The sequence below is a fragment of the Wolbachia endosymbiont of Oedothorax gibbosus genome, assembly GCF_936270145.1.
GTDB lineage: Bacteria > Pseudomonadota > Alphaproteobacteria > Rickettsiales > Anaplasmataceae > Wolbachia.
The window spans coordinates 1,202,345-1,219,845 of the sequence record NZ_OW370537.1 but is presented as its reverse complement, the minus strand read 5'-3'; the positions used below and the strand labels follow the sequence as shown (position 1 = coordinate 1,219,845).

Here is a 17,501-nt window from a genome sequence, read left to right as displayed (position 1 = left end):
CGATTGCTATATTATATTTACATATTGTAATATTTATCAATAATGGATCACGTTACAACAAAAGACACAACAGTAACTAAGGCAACAATAGCTGAAAATATAAACCAAGAAATAGGATTATCAAAGGAAGACTCTGCTTCGATAATAGATGATATATTGGATGAAGTAAAGACAAGCTTGGCAAAGGATGGAATAGTGAAAATATCGTCATTTGGAACATTCTTGGTCAAAAAAAAGAAGGAAAGGCCAGGAAATATACCAAATACATCAGAGAAAGTGGTGATTCAAGCAAGAAACTCAATTTCTTTCAGACCTTCAAAAACTATAAAAAAATCAATAAACAATCAATGAATAAGGTAAAATTATTTTACACAATTGGGGAAGTAGCTGAAGAGCTACGTTTGGAACAGCATGTTTTAAGATTTTGGGAAGGTCAGTTTCATCAAATTAAGCCTACAAAGCGTAAAGGAAGAAGGCTATATGATCGTAAGTGTATAGAGGCCATAAAGAAAGTGAAATACATGTTATATGATAAAGGATATACAATAAAAGGAGTGCAAAAGGAATTTGGTAGTGATATAAAAATCACAAAAGATTTGTTGCAAGAACTTACTGATTTAAGAGACTATTTAACTAGTAAAATAAATAATGAGGAAAGTAACAAGCAGACGTGAAACACTACAGGTTTTGTGAAAATTTGTATATCTAGAATGTGGCATATAGCCTCGTTTTTTATGTTATCGGCAATATTGGTAAGCTGTGGCCTGCAAAAACCTGCACCTGTGCTGCTTAAAGGCGAAGAATTTTACGGGAAAAGAGATCTGGAATATACAAGAGAGTACCATTTAATTAAAGAGCCTTCAGTAAAAAAAGAAAATAGAAAAGCCGTCATAAATAAGGTATACAGGGATAACAATAATACGCAAAACGTGGAAGTTAATAAGGTAGATTGTAAATTTGTAATGCCGGTTAAAGGTACAGTTATTGCAGCTACTTCTTCTGATGAAATGTGTAAGGATGGTATAAAAATTGCTGCCCAAAATGGAACAAACATAGTTGCCTCTGCACCCGGCAAAGTGATATATGTAGGCAAAGGGTTGAGATGGTATGGAAATTTAATTATAGTGGAACACAAAGATAATTACATGACTGTATACTCCTATTTAAAAAATATACACGTTGAAATTGGTGATAAAGTAAAACAAGGTCAAGTTATTGGGTCTGCAGGTAAATCAAGCACACAAGATAAAGATCCGCAGATGTGCTTCACAATACGGCATAATGGCCAAGCAGTCGATCCTTTAGTGCATATGAACTGTGATTGAATTTGGATTTATATGAAATATGATTTTAAAAACGTCGAAAGGTTTTATCAAGATAAATGGGATTTTTCTGTAAATAAAGATAGCAAACAAGAGAAATGTTACGTATTGGAAATGTTTCCATATCCATCTGGTAAAATTCATATGGGACACTTACGTAACTATGCAATAGGGGATGTGATAGCGCGTTACAAGAGAGCTAATGGATTTGAGGTTTTGCATCCAATTGGCTGGGATGCGTTTGGATTACCAGCTGAAAATGCAGCAAGGGACAACAATATTAGCCCTGAAATATGGACAAAAGAGAATATAGATAATATGCGTACACAGTTGAAATCTATAGGTCTTTCTTATAATTGGAAGCGTGAACTCTCCACATGTGAACCTGACTATTACAAACACGAACAAAAATTTTTCCTGGATTTTTTAAAGCATGGACTTGCCTATCGAAAAGAATCGTGGGTTAACTGGGATCCAGTGGACCAAACAGTGCTTGCAAATGAGCAGGTAGTCGATGGAAAAGGGTGGCGATCAGGCGCAGTTGTTGAGAAACGCAAGTTATCCCAATGGTTTTTAAAGATTACTGATTTCGCTGAAGATTTACTCAAGTGCTTGCAAAGTTTAAAAAATTGGCCGGAAAAAGTCAAAACAATGCAGGAGCGTTGGATAGGAAAATCTGAAGGAGCAACTATAGAGTTTGAAATAGTTGGCTTAAATAAGAAATTGAAAGTTTTTACAACTTATCCTCATACTTTGTTTGGAGCTTCTTTTTGTGCAGTGGCAGCAGAGCACCCTATTGTGCAGGATATCATACTTCCAAATGCTCCTGAAGTTTTGTCATCCCAGTGCTTGACTACTTGGATCCAGAAAAAAGATGAGATTCCAGCGTCACGCGCTGGAATGACAATTGATGAAAAAATTGGAATTTACACCGGATTAAACGTCAAGCATCCATTTCTTGATAAGGAATTGCCGCTTTACATAGCGAATTTTGTGTTGATGGAATATGGAGAAGGCGCAATTTTTGGTTGCCCTGCACATGATCAGCGTGATTTTGAATTTGCACAGAAGTATGGTTTACCGATTATTCCTGTAGTTTGTGAAGAGAGCACAGAGATCTTAAAAGAACCGTACGTCGGTGATGGAGCGATGTTCAATTCCGAATTCTTAAATGGACTAACGGTTAGTGAAGCAAAAAAAGTAATCATTAAAAAGCTTGAAGAAAAAGGGGTAGGCAAAAAAACAGTAACCTATCGTTTGCATGATTGGGGAATTTCAAGGCAACGTTATTGGGGATGCCCTATACCTATTATATATTGTAAGGATTGCGGAACTGTGCCAGTTCCAGAAAAAGACCTTCCTGTGGTTCTACCAACGGATATAAAATTTACAAGTGCGCTTGATAAGCACCCAACTTGGAAGTTCGTTGATTGCCCAAAATGTGGAAAGCAAGCAGAGCGTGAAACTGATACATTCGACACTTTTTTTGAATCTTCTTGGTATTTTACTGCATTTTGTAGTGAAAATAAATCAATAGATAAAGATGCATGTAATCGTTTTATGCCTGTTGATTATTATATAGGTGGGATAGAACATGCAATTCTGCATTTGCTTTACTCACGATTTTTCTGCCGTGCTTTAACCAAATGTGGCTATTTTGCTATTAAAGAGCCTTTCTCTACTTTAATCACTCAAGGAATGGTTTGCCATGTAACTTACAAAGATGAAAATGGCAAATGGTTGTTTCCTGAAGAAGCAAAAGAATTGATGACACAGGGTGTTAAGGTTCAAATTGGGAAAGTCGAGAAGATGAGCAAATCGAAAAAGAACACAGTTGATCCAAATTTTATCATAGAAAAGTACGGTGCTGATACTGCCCGCTTGTTCGTGTTGTCTGATACTCCTCCGGAAAAAGATATGGAATGGTCTGATGATGGCGTGGAAGGCTGTTCTCGCTATATAAACAAATTGTGGCGTATGATAATGCAGCTTAAGCCTGTGAGTATGCACTATGATAACAAAAGTGTTATGGGTGGACTTCTAGAGTACAGAAAAAAAATACATAAACTTTTACATGGGCTCACAGATGACTTAGAGAGCTGCAGATTAAACTGCGCAGTGGCAAAGTTTCGTGAGATAACGAATTTAATAGCTGAAATAGACGTAAAAACTGGAAAATCTCTTATTGATGAAGGTATATGTATATTAATCAGAGTAATCGAACCGTTCATGCCACACCTAGCTGAAAGCCTATGGCAAGAAATAGAAGGTAAAGACATGCTGTATCTGCAACCTTGGCCAAAAGCTGATGAATCATTATTAGTTGACGATACGGTAACTGTGGCGGTACAAATCAATGGAAAATTACGTACAACAATCAAGGTGGCAATTAACTTACCTCAAGAAGAATTGAAGAAAATAGCGATAGACTCTGTGTCCAGTAAGATCGATCAAAGCAAAGTTCGCACTGTATATGCTGTACCAAATAAGATAGTAAATATAGTTATATAAAAGACCTGAGTAGTACGTTTTATATAATCTGATTTTATGGCTATACTTTTTTTTGACATGTAGTTATATCTTTTTTAATACAAAGCATATATACTTGTGCATTATATATATTTTTTTATATGAGGAGTTATATGAAAATGAAAAGATTATGTGCTTTAGCTGTGTTGCTCACTTCATCTCTAGCCGGTGCAGCTAGTAATAGTGCAAGTAAGTCAGAAGATCAGTACTATGCAGGTTTAAACTTTGGTGCTGGATGGGGTAGTGGCTTAAAAATAAAACCTAGCGTTGTTTTTGGCTATCATTATGACAAAAGCTCTAAATTTGAACTTGAGGTTCTCACTGACATAAGTGATATGTTTAGTGCAACAGACAAGAAAATGGGGGCTAGCTTATTAGCCAATTATCGTTATTACCCTGACCTTGATATTGATCCTGTTAAGCTGTATGTTAGCGGAGGTTTAGGAGGACATCTACAAGTATATCCTTTTGAGATTGCTGGCACTGAAACACTAGATAAAGTACTGGGTGCTATTTCGTACAAACTGAAGGTTGGTGTTGATTATGAAATTGCTCCACAGATAGTTGGTACAGTTGGTATTGCTGCAGGCGGGCAACTAAGTGGTATAAAAGCATTGCAAATACCAGATGCAACTCTGGAGGTAGGAATACGTTATAATTTTTAATGCTGCTACTTAGTTCATAAAGGTAGAGACGATGTTGAGGATAGCATTAAAAAAATCCGGAAACATATGGGATACTTTTCGAATATGGTTTTGAACGCTAACTATAGATTAGAAGAATAATAAGAGAGAGGGTGAACTCCAGTATTTTAGCAAGAAATAGGATACCTAATGAATAAAAAGATGATAGAATTGTTTTGTAGACGATTATTGTAATGATGTGGAAATTTTTAGATGACCCAGAAAATATTCCGCTGACAAATAACCACGCTGAACGACAAATTCGGCATTATGTCGTTTATCGCAAAAATTCATATTTTACACAATCAGAACGAGGAAACTCATTCCTTGAGCAAATAATTTCGTTATACTTAACATGGAAACAGAGGAGGCTAAACCCTTTTCACAATCTTCTATCTATCGTTTCTTAAACCACTCTGCTGAACGGATACCTTGTTACAAAGTAGCACTGTGAGTACAAACCTTGATAACCCAAACACTGAACAATTTCAAGCTGCCAATCAGGCCCCTTAATTACGGTAATGCACATAGGCTTCGTGCCTATGTGCAAAGCTGCCATTTTCACTTCGTAAACATACCAAGAATTTTGTCCATTATTCCACCTACATTCGCTTCAGCTTGAGTATGCTCTATTTTACCACCGTGCAAGATTAGTTTAGCATCTGACCCAGGTGATATATTAACAAATTTACTGCCAACAACTCCACTGCTAGTGATCAGAGCTGAGCTATCAACTGGCAACTTTATATCCCGGCTTACGCACATATCGATTCGTGCTACGTAGGTAGCTTTGTCAAGTGACACACCAGTTATGCTTCCAACGTCCACACCAGAGATCTTGACACTATCACCAACTCCTATACCGTTAGCGTTAGCAAAAAGACCATATATTTTATAGCAATCCTTATAGTTTTTCTTTATGTAAGATAGCTTATCAATAGCAAAGAAAATCAGAAAAATAGTAAAAATTAATACAAATAATCCAGCGGTTATTTCAAGTATATTTGACCTTCGCATCTTTAGTTATCAGGACTCCAGCTTTTATAGTAATTTTTCACTTTTTGGTTTGGATAGTATGCATCTTTTGTACCCGTTAAATTAGGAGTATGTTTTACTTTTCTTTTTTTATTATTAACTGGTACTACATTATCAGTATAGTGAAGCCATACATGCCATTCCGGAGGCACTGTTGTAGGCTCAGAGACACTGCTATACATGACCCACCTTTTTCCTTTACTTGATTCATAGTAAGAATTTCCATTTTCATCTCTTCCTACAAATTTATCTTTTCTTCGTAATAGGCGTTTTATTGCGTTACAAATTTTAGATAACATAAGAGTATTAAAACAAAAAGTATTATATATACTAATACTTTAACGATATATTAACAACAATTTAATGCAATTGCCAATTTTACAAGTTATTATACCAATAATTGCATCAATGTTTTGCTTTCTTACCAAGAAACACAAGGTATCTTGGTTTATTTCTTTTATTGCAACAACAATCACTCTTTTTATTTCATTGATGCTACTCACAAAAACATATAACGGTGAAATTATAACTTATCACCTTGGGGATTGGGCTCCTCCATATGGAATAGAGTTAAGAATCGACGTGTTAAACTCCTTGATTCTAACTTTGGTGAATTTTATAGCGCTGATTAGCGTGCTTTATAGCTTTTATATTAACGAAAAAGAAATTAGCAAAAACAAAATCACTGGTTTTTACTCTCTATTTCTACTGTGCTTAAGCGGACTGCTCGGGATTCTAGTAACAAACGACATATTCAATCTTTATGTTTTTTTGGAAATTTCATCTCTTTCTTCTTATGTATTAGTTTCAATGGGAAGAGATAAAAAAGCTCTAGTTGCAGCATTTGAATATCTAATTAGTGGCACTATAGGGGCAACGTTTTACTTGTTTGGTCTTGGGCTTTTGTACTCCATGACAGGAACGCTCAATATGTCTGACATGGCTGAAAGAATAGTTCCATTATACGATAACAACATCATAAAACTTGGCACATTGTTCATTTTTGTTGGTCTCTCAATTAAAATGGCACTGTTTCCATTAAGCAGGTGGCTGGTTAATGCATATAGTGAGGCGCCAAGTTTCATTAGCATATTCTTTTCAGGCACAGTAACTAAAGTGATGATATATGTTTTCATTAGGATCTTCTATACTGTTTTCCATCAGAATTTCTTCTTATTTAAACCATCACTAAGCAACGTGATAATTATCCTCGCACTTTGCGCTATTATATTTGGGTCAATATCTGCAATAACTGCAAAAGATATAAGAAAGCTGCTTGCTAATTCTAGTGTCAGCCAAATTGGTTATATAATTTTAGCACTGAGTTTTAACTCAAAAACAGGTGTATTTGCAGCAATGCTTCACATAGTAAACCACAGCATAATAAAAATATCTTTATTCATGGCTGCAGGATGTATTTCTTACAAATTTGATACAACAAAAATAGAGAATTTATCAGGACTCAAGAAATCAATGCCTTATACAGCATTTGCATTTACCTTGCTGAGTTTAGCGTTGATTGGCGTGCCGCTAACAAATGGCTTTGTAAGCAAATGGTATATAATGAAAGCAGTTATAGAATCTCGCGCGTGGATTTCCCTGATAGCTTTTGCTGCCGGTTCTTTTCTTGCACTAATATACATGTGGAAGATGGTAGAGAAAATGTATTTTGAAAATAGTGCAGCATCAAGCGCTGGAATGACACTAGGCAAAATTAATGATGTGCCATTTCCTATGCTTTTCTGTCTATTGTTCATGGCAGCTTTAACAATAGTAACTGGAATATATAGCACTCCAATTCGGTTAGTAGTTGAGAAGTTGGTTTTTTGATTTTTATCTTTGTTTCATATTTTACTATACTTTAAGGTTATAAGTGTGGATAGACTGAAGAAGATTTATTGGTTATTAGTCATTAACGTGATAGCGCTGTTTTGTGTTGGCATTGCTGTTCAATACTCTTCTGCTGGAGGAAAGTGGGTACCATTTGCAATTCACCAAATAGTCATATTTTCCTTCTTTTTCCTACTCGCTATAGCTATGTCATTCATAGAGTTAGATTTTTATTTGGAGCACGCCTACTTTTTTTATATAGCAGCAGCAATCTCGCTATTAGCAGTAAATTTTTTTGGCTCGCACATAATGGGTGCGACGAGGTGGATAAGAATTGGATCAATTAGTTTGCAACCATCAGAATTTGCAAAGGTAGGCTTAATACTTGCACTTGCTCGTTATTTTGATAAGCAAAGTGTGTATAAAATGATGGAATTTAAAAGATTGCTTAAGGCGGTAATAATTATTTTCTTGCCTGTATTCTTGGTGTTAAAGCAACCTAATTTAGGCACAGCTGTGATAATGTTGTTTATAGGAGCATCAATTATATTCGCAGCAGTAATAAAAAGAGCTCATTTAGTAATTTGTGGGACGCTTGGCATTTTTGCAGTACCTGCTATTTGGCCTTTTTTACGTCCTTATCACAAGCAAAGGATATTGTCGTTTTTGGATTCATCAGTGGATCCACTTGGAATAGGTTATAATGCGCAGCAATCTCAGATAGCTATTGGTTCAGGAGGTTTGCTTGGTAAGGGCTTTGTTAACGGAAGTCAAACTCAACTTGGATTTTTGCCGGAAAAGCGTACAGATTTTGCTTTTGCAGTGCTGAGTGAGGAGTGGGGCTTTTTAGGTAGCATGGCTTTAATTTTGCTTTATACCTTATTACTTGGCATAATTTTCTCTATCGCTTATAGGTCGAAAAATTATTTTTCTAAGTTAGTATCTATCGGGATTTTTGCTTTTTTTGGCGCTCATTTTTTTATAAACATTGGAATGTCAATAGGCCTCTTGCCTGTTATAGGCGATCCACTGCCATTTCTTTCCTATGGAGGAAGTACAACTGCTGCAAGCTTGATATGCATAGGATTATTGCTGGCAATAAAAGCAGATGAACAACAAAATGCTTGTATTTTACCTATGCTAAAGTAAAATTAAACTTTACTTAATAGTTTTTATGCTAGATGAAATGCGTGAGGAGTGTGGGGTATTTGGCATAAGTTGCAACCAAAGTGCTGCTTTTAACTCTATACTTGCTCTCCACGCTTTGCAGCATAGAGGTCAAGAGTCTTTTGGCGTAGTAACCAGTAACAACGATGAGCTGCACTCTTATCACTTTCAAGGTCAAGTGAGCAGTGTATTTGATGATATAGATGAAATAAAGAAATCCTTACCTGGAGATTGTGCAATAGGTCATGTTCGATACTCAACAAGTGGTAATAAATTTGGAGTGCAGCCCATGTTTGGCAAAAGTGGCAAATTTGGGGATTTTGCCATAGCACATAATGGTAATTTAATTAATATTTCTCCGATACGCGAACAATTAATTAAACAAGAGTGCGTTTTTCAGTCAGATATTGATACAGAAGTAGTAGTGCATCTGACAGCAAGCGGTGAAAAAGATAGCTTCTTAGCGAGTTTTATATATGCATTAAAGCAAATACAAGGTGCTTATTCTTTTGTGGCAATCAATCAAGGAATAGTTATTGGGGTACGAGATTCAGCAGGAATAAGACCTCTTGTTTTAGGAAAGTTAAACGGTTCTTACGTTCTTGCATCTGAAACTTGTGCTCTTGATATAGTGAATGCAGAGTTTATTAGAGAAATAGAACCAGGTGAGTTAGTTACCATTGATCGAAATGGTAATCTAGCTTCAGCATTTCCTTTCCCACAGCAAAAATCAAGTTTTTGTATTTTTGAATACGTTTATTTTTCAAGACCAGACAGCATAATGGAGAATAGGTCCATATATGATATAAGAAAAGAAATAGGAAGAATACTTGCGAAGGAAAGTCCACCAAAAAACAATGTAGATATGATTGTACCAATACCTGATTCTGGAATACCTGCAGCTATTGGATATGCAAAGCATTCAGGATTACCTATGGAACTGGGGATAATTCGTAATCATTACATAGGAAGAACTTTTATACAACCAACCGCTGAAGTACGTAAAGTTAGAATAAAATTAAAATTCAATGCTAATAAGCACACTTTGAAAGGTAAAAACATAATTTTAATAGATGATAGTATAGTGCGTGGTAGTACGTTAACAAATATAATAGTTATGCTAAAGGATGCAGGAGTAAAAGAGATTCACCTCAAAATTTCAAGCCCACCAATTAAGCATTCTTGTTTTTATGGAATAGATACACCAGAGTGCAAAGATTTAATTGCTGCAAATAAATCTGTAGAGGAAATTAAGGAAGTTATAGGAGTAGATAGCCTAGCCTTCTTGAGTATTGATGGATTATACAGGGCTGTTAAAGGAGAAGTGCGTAACAATGCTACACCACAATATTGCGATGCTTGTTTCACTGGTGATTATCCGATTGGCAAATAGCCTACGCAAGGTTTTAAGTTTTTAAACCGCCAAAATTTCTCTTGGCCTTTACTAATTCCGATTCTCGGAGTGCACACATAATCTGGTTTGAGGTGAGATTCATAAACACAAAATTCGTGGCTTATAGTAAGGTCCCGTTTGTTATGTTCTTTTGTAATGTTTAATCTTTTGCACAATATTCCTGGTCCGCCTAAGTTTGCTTCAAGCGGTTCAATGAGTTTTAATCCCCGTATTAATACCAATCTCCACTAATAGATAGACAAATAGTAAAAACTACAAATAATTGAGGCTAGAAAGAATAAATATGTAGTTTATGGCAGGAAAAAGTAAAGCAATAGGAGAAGAACTATATAATCAATGCAAGTTAGAATTAAAAAAATATGGAATAAGAGGAGAGATAGGAAGAAGGTTACAAGCAATAATATCAGCAAAGGAGTATGGTATCTCAAAAGTTGCTAAAATATATAGAATTACGAGAACGACATTAATGAAATGGATTGCAAGATTTAAAGAAAAAGGTGTTATTGGGTTTGCAATACAGCCAGGGCGAGGACCTAAACCAAAACTGAACGAGGAGAAGAAGGAAAAAATAAGAGAGGTAATAGAAGAAGATGGGGCAAATCTGACTGCTAAAAAATTGCAAGGTATAGTTGAAGGAATGTTAGCTATCAAAGTAAGTGAGTCAACGGCGAGAAGGCTTATGAAGAAGCTAGGATTTACATATATCACACCTCGTCCAGCACATTATAAACAAGACAAAAACAAACAAGAGGAGTTCAAAAAAAATCTCAATGAAATTGTGGAAAAGAACCGGAAAAAGGAGGTTTTTTTTCGATGAATCGAGATTTGGAACGCACTCAAAAGTTGGACATGGATGGTTTAAAAAGGGCTCAAGAACACAAGTTAAAGTAAAAATCGGAAGAGAAAACTTCTATCTTTACAGCGCTGTAAATCCCAGGAATGGAGAGGATATTAGCCTACTTGCTCCACATGTAAACACAGATTGCATGAACATATTTTTGGAGCAGATGTCGAAAGATTTGGGGACTAGAGAAGCTTTTCTTATCATGGATTGCGCAAGTTGGCATAGGTCTAAAGGTTTAAAAACTCCTGAAAATATCACCATAATTTATTTGCCGCCGTACTCGCCTGAGCTCAATCCTGTGGAAAGATTTTGGCAACATTTAAAGGAAAATATAATAAAGAACAAGATGTATGACTCTATTAAATTACTTGAAAATGCTGTATCTGAATTTATTCGAGATATTACGGAAAGTTCGATCAAAACCATTTGCTCTGTGAATTATTTGTCTAGTTATTTATGAGGGTTGGTATAACACTGCTGCTGGGAACCCTTCTGCTTCTGTTACAATATTTAAACAGTAATACATTCCATATATAAAATACACGTACGAAAACCCCGGCATACCAAACATTACTGAGGTTCGGTTAGTATAGCCTCTTGCCGCGTGACAAGCTGGGTCATTCATTCCTATATAGGCTTCAACTTCGGTTATTATTCCACTAAAGTTAGAAAATTTGAGGATTTTTCCCAATAACTCTCCAGCTACAGTTAAGGTCGGCCGCTCGTAGAAATTTCTTGGTAGTATTGTGCTACCCATTTTTATTTTTGTTCTGAGGTTCTATATAGAATTCAGTTTAAGAATTTCTAGATCCCAGTGTCAAGCACTGGGATGACAAGAGGGTTGAATGACAAGAAAATGGTACTGGAATAATAAGAAAGAAACACTGAGATGTTGAAAGAGAGAATACACGCACCCATAGGGTAGCGCGTGACGCTGGAATCCAGTTTTTTCCTATTACCACAAACCGTAGCTTAATTAGTTAGAATAGCATAACTAGCGAGTACGAAATGGAGAAGTTTTAATTTGAACTACAGTTTCAGTGCTATTTAACACATATGCCTTCATACAAAAAGATGCCAGTATATGATATTATGCCAATCAATATATAATTGAATTATGGTAGAAAAGCTCTCTAATATTAAAGGCTCAAATATTCCTTTGCTTGGTCGGTTAGAACGCGTCCTCTTGGTGTGCGCTTTACAAAACTAATTTTGATTAAATAAGGTTCTACTGTTTCTTCAATATTGCCAACATCCTCAGATAGCGCAATAGATATAGTGTCAATTCCAACAGGTCCTGAGGTGTTGAATAAAAATCTTAGATAATGCATATCAAGTTTATTGAGTCCCATTTTGTCTACACCCAATTTTAGCAATACAGAATCAGCGACTTCATAAGTGATTTTTTTATCATCTTTCACTTCAACAAAATCCCTTATTCTCCTTAGTAATCTCAAAGCAATTCTTGGAGTGCCACGTGCACGGCAGGCAATTTCCCGTGCTGCATTTTCTTCAATTTCAGTAGAAAGAACTCTTGCGCCTCTTTTTATAATATTAACCAGTTCTTCAAAAGAATAAAACTCAAGATGCAAGGGAATGCCAAAACGATCCCTCAGTGGCGCAGAAAGTAATCCAAGCCGTGTTGTTGCTCCAATTAGCGTAAATGGTGGTAGATCTATCCTTAAAGTACGAGTAGATGGACCTTCACCTACTAATATGTCCAAGCAAAAATCTTCCATAGCAGTATATAAAACTTCTTCAATGCTGCGATTTAATCTATGGATTTCGTCGATAAATAGAACATCTTTTGCATTTAAAGTGGTAAGCACTGCAGCCAAGTCCCCAGCTTTACTAAGTAAAGGACCAGAAGTTGCGCGAAAGCTAACTCTTAACTCTTTAGAGACAATTTGCGCTAAAGTTGTTTTGCCAAGTCCTGGAGGACCATAGAGTAATACGTGATCCAAAGCTTCAGTTCTCGTCTGTGCAGCGTTTATAAACACTTTTAAATTTTGTATTAAGTCTTTTTGTCCGACAAAATCATCAAGTTGTTCAGGTCTGATGTTGATATTGCGCACATCTTCAGTATATTCTTTATCGCACGATATTGATTTCATAATGTTTTAAGCGCCATGCGAATAATATCCTTAGTGTCCAGATTTAGTGATTCGTCTTGTATTTTTTTTATCGTATCATAAGCTTTCATTTTTTCATACCCAAGATTGATCAAAGCTGAAAGGGCATCTTCATTGATTGGATGAAAATTATTGTTATTTATTTCTAATTTACTCACTTTGCCACTTAATTCAGTGATGATTCGATTTATGAGTTTCAGGCCAAGTCCACTCATCTTGAGTGCTACTTTATCCTCATTCATAATTGCCAAAAATAGCTGTTCTGGAGTTAATTTACTCAAAATTGACATTGCAGTTTTGTAGCTAACGCCGCTTACTTTGACAAGCAACCTCAAGCACTGCTGTTCTTCTTTGCTTATGAAACCATATAGCTGAGCAGTATTTTCTCTGTTATTTGCATAGGTTTCGATAAGTAATTTGATTCTACTTCCAATTGCACAAGCACTTAAAGTTTTGGCTGAAAGATACACCATATAGCCAACATCATTCACATTCAGGATTATGTGATCGCTGCGCACTTCATCAACTATTCCGCTTAGATTTCCTATCATTTTTAGCACTGTATAGGGTTCAGTTTAAATACTCTCAGATCTTAGGTCAAGCAAACGAACATTATAGACAGGGAAACGTGACTAAAAACTTACTTGACAAGCCTTGCCAGCCCCCTTATCATGAAAGTGAAGCTATTTATTTATCTTCTCTGTACAGATTAAATGACAAAAAAACTCACGTATCTGGCGTCTCATGTTTAATTTTTTGCACTATGTGCACCTTATGTCTTTATAAAACTTCTACCTACATAAGCTGAAACGCGCTGTTTAAAACATAAAAAAACGCCAACTTAAAAAATGGATAGTGAATAACTAGCTACCCTAGGGTTTCTTTTGCCTTTTTTTCTGTTTAGTAAATTTCTTAACGTTTATAATTTAGATTAGTTGCGGTTTAAAAGCAACTGAATCGCGGTTATTAGACGTTTAGAATAAAAAAACGCCATACTTGAAAGTATAATGTAAGTAATTAGCCAACCACGGGGCTTCTTTTGCCTTTTTTTTCGCTTAGTAAATTTCTTAACGTTTATAGCTAAACGACAACCATCATCCCGCAGCGGGATCTCTTGTTAGCGGCTGGGAGATACCGCGGCGGTATGACGTAGGACTGCTGTCATTCCAGTCTGGAATCCAAAAAAAAGGATGATGTCATCCAAGTAGCTGACACTGGGATCTATTTTGCATGTAACTCCAATTGTGTTTTGGCATAAAACGCGACGCGTATTAGACTTATTTGCAAGCAAAGCTTGCTAGATCCCAGTGTCATACCAACCCTCATAAATAACTAGACAAATAATTCACAGAGCAAATGGTTTTGATCGAACTTTCCGTAATATCTCGAATAAATTCAGATACAGCATTTTCAAGTAATTTAATAGAGTCATACATCTTGTTCTTTATTATATTTTCCTTTAAATGTTGCCAAAATCTTTCCACAGGATTGAGCTCAGGCGAGTACGGCGGCAAATAAATTATGGTGATATTTTCAGGAGTTTTTAAACCTTTAGACCTATGCCAACTTGCGCAATCCATGATAAGAAAAGCTTCTCTAGTCCCCAAATCTTTCGACATCTGCTCCAAAAATATGTTCATGCAATCTGTGTTTACATGTGGAGCAAGTAGGCTAATATCCTCTCCATTCCTGGGATTTACAGCGCTGTAAAGATAGAAGTTTTCTCTTCCGATTTTTACTTTAACTTGTGTTCTTGAGCCCTTTTTAAACCATCCATGTCCAACTTTTGAGTGCGTTCCAAATCTCGATTCATCGAAAAAAAACCTCCTTTTTCCGGTTCTTTTCCACAATTTCATTGAGATTTTTTTTGAACTCCTCTTGTTTGTTTTTGTCTTGTTTATAATGTGCTGGACGAGGTGTGATATATGTAAATCCTAGCTTCTTCATAAGCCTTCTCGCCGTTGACTCACTTACTTTGATAGCTAACATTCCTTCAACTATACCTTGCAATTTTTTAGCAGTCAGATTTGCCCCATCTTCTTCTATTACCTCTCTTATTTTTTCCTTCTTCTCCTCGTTCAGTTTTGGTTTAGGTCCTCGCCCTGGCTGTATTGCAAACCCAATAACACCTTTTTCTTTAAATCTTGCAATCCATTTCATTAATGTCGTTCTCGTAATTCTATATATTTTAGCAACTTTTGAGATACCATACTCCTTTGCTGATATTATTGCTTGTAACCTTCTTCCTATCTCTCCTCTTATTCCATATTTTTTTAATTCTAACTTGCATTGATTATATAGTTCTTCTCCTATTGCTTTACTTTTTCCTGCCATAAACTACATATTTATTCTTTCTAGCCTCAATTATTTGTAGTTTTTACTATTTGTCTATCTATTAGTGGAGATTGGTATCAGCTACTTGGATGACATTATTAGGAGTACTGGGATGACAAAAAAAAGGAGCTACTTGGATGACAAGAAAGTGGGCTACTTATGGAAGACTAGATCCCAGTGTCAGCTACTCGGATGACATTATAGGGGCGCTGGAGTGACACCCTGACGATCGTCATCCCGCTACGTGTTAGCGCCGCGGCGGTATGGTGTAGGAAAATTAGCTATATAGCTAACTTGCACCACACGTTAAAGCTTTTAAACAGGTCTTAGTTTACTTACTCCTTTATTTTCTTTATTATCAGATATTGCTTTAAATAATATGGAGGAACAAATTGTCAGCAATTGCCATTATTGATTTTGGTTCACAGTTTACACAGCTTATCGCAAGACAAGTAAGAGAAATGGGCGTTTATTGTGAAATATTTCCAAGCAACGTCAGTTTTGAAACAATATCAAAATTCAATGGGTTTATTCTCTCTGGAGGACCACAATCTGTAAATGATGATTGTTCTAAAGAAAATGGAGTAGCGCATGAAATTATAAAACTCAATGAGGCAACAAACGTTCCTATACTTGGAATATGCTATGGACAGCAACTCATTTGTCATTATTTTGGAGCAAAAGTAAAAGAGAGCTTCAAACAGGAGTTTGGCAGAACTAAAATCAAGATACTAAAAGAATCCCCCATTATAAAGGGTACTTGGGATGTTAATTCTGAGGTGGATGTATTAATGAATCATGCAGACAGTGTTGATACTATACCACAGGGATTTACTATTATCGCATCAGGTGTGATAAATCAAACAATTGCAATAATTGTCAACGAACAGCGGAGGATTTACTGCACTCAATTCCATCCCGAAGTGAGGCCCACAACAAATGGCAGTAAATTGCTCTCTAACTTCTTGGATCTTGCAAATTGCGAAAGAGACTGGACAATGAGGTCGTTTATTGAGGAGCAGAAGGAAAAAATCAAAAATGTAGTAGGAGAGAAAAAAGTAATCGCTGCAGTAAGTGGTGGGGTTGATTCAAGTGTTGCAGCGGCTCTCACACATAAAGCTATAGGAAAACAATTGAACTGTATTTTCATTGATACTGGGTTGTTACGCAAGAACCAAACCATTGCTATGTTGAAAGAGATTCCGATAAATTACGTTGATAAATCAAATTTATTTTTGAGTAGGTTGAAGGGAATAACTGATCCAGAAGAAAAGCGAAAAATTATCGGTAACACTTTTATTGAAGTGTTTGAAGAAGAAGCAAAAAAAATAGGTGATGTGGATTTTTTGATGCAAGGTACCATCTACTCTGATGTAGTTGAGTCAGGGCATGCCTCAGATAACACGAGTACAATTAAGTCTCATCATAATGTTGGTGGGTTGCCAGAAAAGATGAACCTGAAGCTGGTGGAGCCTTTACGTTACCTCTTTAAAGATGAGGTAAGGCTACTTGGAAAGGAAATCGGGCTTTCAGATGAGATAATATTTCAACATCCATTTCCAGGACCTGGCCTTGCAGTGAGGATTATAAGTGAAGTTGATGAAGAAAAGGTGCGAATATTGCAAGAAGTAGATGAAATATATATTAATACGATGAAAAATTACGATCTATACGATAAGATATGGCAAGCTTTTGCTGTATTATTACCAATAAAAACTGTAGGCGTCATGGGAGATGGTCGTACATACGGATATGTTTGTGCTTTAAGGGCTGTAACATCATCTGATGGTATGACAGCCGATGCATTTCCATTTGAAGATAAGGATCAACACTTGCTAGTATTTTGGGATTTTTTACGCAATGTTGGCAGTATAATTGTTAATAATGTTCCCGGAGTAAATAGAGTTGTGTACGATATAACTTCCAAGCCACCTGCAACCATCGAGTGGGAGTAATCATGAGATGTCATGCAAACTGATTCCTTTATGACGGTGTCATCCAAGTAGCTTGACTACTTGGATCCAGAAAAGTTTGCTTGTAAACTAGCATAGAAAAACGTTTTCGATGAGATTATATGGAAAACTAGATTCCAGACTGGAGTGACAAGAAAGGAGCTACCCAGACGACACCTTGACGATTTTTCCAAATCGTCAGTAAACCTAAGTCAGTTTAGCTATAGATCTGGTATGCCTTATAGCTTAAGATATTAGA

At 36.1% G+C, this 17,501-nt stretch carries 15 protein-coding genes and 3 pseudogenes; 11 read left to right on the top strand and 7 right to left on the bottom strand.

Features of this window, described 5'->3' with window-relative positions; all coding sequences use genetic code 11:
* The first annotated feature begins 42 nt into the window (after positions 1-42).
* From NBW37_RS05930 to NBW37_RS05905, 6 genes and pseudogenes are all read left to right on the top strand, one after another.
* Positions 43-351, top strand: a complete 309-nt coding sequence (locus tag NBW37_RS05930; RefSeq protein WP_250296128.1) for an integration host factor subunit alpha — start codon at positions 43-45, stop codon at positions 349-351.
* Positions 348-674, top strand: a complete 327-nt coding sequence (locus tag NBW37_RS05925; protein WP_250296127.1) for a MerR family transcriptional regulator — start codon at positions 348-350, stop codon at positions 672-674. The genes NBW37_RS05930 and NBW37_RS05925 overlap by 4 nt, the downstream gene beginning before the upstream one ends.
* A 36-nt stretch (positions 675-710) precedes the next feature.
* Positions 711-1,325, top strand: coding sequence for a murein hydrolase activator EnvC family protein (locus tag NBW37_RS05920; RefSeq protein ID WP_250297012.1), 615 nt, complete (start codon positions 711-713; stop codon positions 1,323-1,325).
* A gap of 12 nt (positions 1,326-1,337) precedes the next feature.
* Entirely contained in the window at positions 1,338-3,833 is a 2,496-nt protein-coding gene (gene leuS / locus NBW37_RS05915; protein ID WP_250296126.1) for a leucine--tRNA ligase, read from the top strand.
* 131 nt (positions 3,834-3,964) lie between these two features.
* Positions 3,965-4,516 carry a hypothetical protein gene (locus NBW37_RS05910; protein ID WP_250296125.1) on the top strand — a complete coding sequence of 184 codons (552 nt, stop codon included), beginning with the start codon at positions 3,965-3,967 and terminating at the stop codon, positions 4,514-4,516.
* Between the two features lie 212 nt (positions 4,517-4,728).
* Positions 4,729-4,944 (top strand): annotated as a pseudogene (locus NBW37_RS05905) (IS66 family transposase); the annotation flags it as partial.
* A 151-nt stretch (positions 4,945-5,095) separates the two neighbouring features.
* Here NBW37_RS05905 and mlaD read toward each other — a convergent pair.
* Together mlaD and NBW37_RS05895 are read right to left on the bottom strand one after the other, a co-directional pair.
* A complete protein-coding gene (gene mlaD / locus NBW37_RS05900; RefSeq protein WP_250296124.1) occupies positions 5,096-5,551 on the bottom strand; it encodes an outer membrane lipid asymmetry maintenance protein MlaD in 456 nt (151 codons plus the stop codon).
* 2 nt (positions 5,552-5,553) lie between these two features.
* A complete protein-coding gene (locus NBW37_RS05895) occupies positions 5,554-5,868 on the bottom strand; it encodes an NADH-ubiquinone oxidoreductase subunit NDUFA12 family protein (RefSeq protein WP_250296123.1) in 315 nt (104 codons plus the stop codon).
* A gap of 64 nt (positions 5,869-5,932) precedes the next feature.
* On the opposite strand from NBW37_RS05895, the gene NBW37_RS05890 reads away from it, so the two are divergent.
* The 3 genes from NBW37_RS05890 to purF are packed head-to-tail and all read left to right on the top strand — an operon-like array spanning position 5,933 to position 9,959.
* The gene (locus tag NBW37_RS05890) at positions 5,933-7,399 is read left to right on the top strand and encodes a proton-conducting transporter transmembrane domain-containing protein (protein WP_250296122.1); all 1,467 of its coding nucleotides are present in this window, start codon (positions 5,933-5,935) and stop codon (positions 7,397-7,399) included.
* A gap of 45 nt (positions 7,400-7,444) precedes the next feature.
* A complete protein-coding gene (gene rodA / locus NBW37_RS05885; protein WP_250296121.1) occupies positions 7,445-8,548 on the top strand; it encodes a rod shape-determining protein RodA in 1,104 nt (367 codons plus the stop codon).
* Between the two features lie 25 nt (positions 8,549-8,573).
* Positions 8,574-9,959, top strand: a complete 1,386-nt coding sequence (gene purF / locus NBW37_RS05880) for an amidophosphoribosyltransferase (protein ID WP_250296120.1) — start codon at positions 8,574-8,576, stop codon at positions 9,957-9,959.
* Here the strand turns inward: purF and NBW37_RS05875 are convergent.
* Positions 9,941-10,198: pseudogene (locus NBW37_RS05875) on the bottom strand (DNA-3-methyladenine glycosylase); the annotation flags it as partial. The gene purF and the pseudogene NBW37_RS05875 overlap by 19 nt on opposite strands.
* A gap of 74 nt (positions 10,199-10,272) precedes the next feature.
* Here NBW37_RS05875 and NBW37_RS05870 point away from each other — a divergent pair.
* A protein-coding gene (locus tag NBW37_RS05870; RefSeq protein WP_250295836.1) for an IS630 family transposase occupies positions 10,273-11,284 on the top strand; the annotation gives its coding sequence in 2 pieces (ribosomal slippage) (positions 10,273-10,785 and positions 10,787-11,284; 1,011 coding nt in all).
* Positions 11,285-11,293: 9 nt separating this feature from the next.
* Here the strand turns inward: NBW37_RS05870 and NBW37_RS05865 are convergent.
* The 4 genes and pseudogenes from NBW37_RS05865 to NBW37_RS05850 all read right to left on the bottom strand — a co-directional run.
* Positions 11,294-11,581: pseudogene (locus tag NBW37_RS05865) on the bottom strand (DNA-3-methyladenine glycosylase); the annotation flags it as partial.
* Positions 11,582-11,963: 382 nt separating this feature from the next.
* Positions 11,964-12,938, bottom strand: a complete 975-nt coding sequence (gene ruvB / locus NBW37_RS05860) for a Holliday junction branch migration DNA helicase RuvB (protein WP_250296119.1) — start codon at positions 12,936-12,938, stop codon at positions 11,964-11,966.
* Positions 12,935-13,507 carry a Holliday junction branch migration protein RuvA gene (gene ruvA, locus NBW37_RS05855; protein WP_250296118.1) on the bottom strand — a complete coding sequence of 191 codons (573 nt, stop codon included), beginning with the start codon at positions 13,505-13,507 and terminating at the stop codon, positions 12,935-12,937. The genes ruvB and ruvA overlap by 4 nt, the downstream gene beginning before the upstream one ends.
* 771 nt (positions 13,508-14,278) lie before the next feature.
* Positions 14,279-15,290, bottom strand: a protein-coding gene (locus tag NBW37_RS05850) for an IS630 family transposase (protein ID WP_250295836.1) whose coding sequence is annotated in 2 segments (ribosomal slippage) — positions 14,279-14,776 and positions 14,778-15,290 — 1,011 coding nt in all. Because the reading frame shifts where the segments join, the coding sequence is not laid out codon by codon here.
* A 392-nt stretch (positions 15,291-15,682) separates the two neighbouring features.
* Here NBW37_RS05850 and guaA point away from each other — a divergent pair.
* Positions 15,683-17,245 (top strand): glutamine-hydrolyzing GMP synthase, encoded by a 1,563-nt coding sequence (gene guaA / locus NBW37_RS05845; protein ID WP_250296117.1) that lies wholly within the window; start codon positions 15,683-15,685, stop codon positions 17,243-17,245.
* Positions 17,246-17,501: the final 256 nt, after the last annotated feature.

Coding starts and splice junctions, on each gene's coding strand:
- NBW37_RS05910 (WP_250296125.1), top strand. CDS start 3,965: ATGAAAATGAAAAGATTATGTGCTTTAGCTGTGTTGCTCACTTCATCT.
- NBW37_RS05895 (WP_250296123.1), bottom strand. CDS start 5,868: ATGTTATCTAAAATTTGTAACGCAATAAAACGCCTATTACGAAGAAAA.
- NBW37_RS05920 (WP_250297012.1), top strand. CDS start 711: ATGTGGCATATAGCCTCGTTTTTTATGTTATCGGCAATATTGGTAAGC.
- ruvA (WP_250296118.1), bottom strand. CDS start 13,507: ATGATAGGAAATCTAAGCGGAATAGTTGATGAAGTGCGCAGCGATCAC.
- leuS (WP_250296126.1), top strand. CDS start 1,338: ATGAAATATGATTTTAAAAACGTCGAAAGGTTTTATCAAGATAAATGG.
- ruvB (WP_250296119.1), bottom strand. CDS start 12,938: ATGAAATCAATATCGTGCGATAAAGAATATACTGAAGATGTGCGCAAT.
- NBW37_RS05925 (WP_250296127.1), top strand. CDS start 348: ATGAATAAGGTAAAATTATTTTACACAATTGGGGAAGTAGCTGAAGAG.
- mlaD (WP_250296124.1), bottom strand. CDS start 5,551: ATGCGAAGGTCAAATATACTTGAAATAACCGCTGGATTATTTGTATTA.
- NBW37_RS05890 (WP_250296122.1), top strand. CDS start 5,933: ATGCAATTGCCAATTTTACAAGTTATTATACCAATAATTGCATCAATG.
- purF (WP_250296120.1), top strand. CDS start 8,574: ATGCTAGATGAAATGCGTGAGGAGTGTGGGGTATTTGGCATAAGTTGC.
- NBW37_RS05930 (WP_250296128.1), top strand. CDS start 43: ATGGATCACGTTACAACAAAAGACACAACAGTAACTAAGGCAACAATA.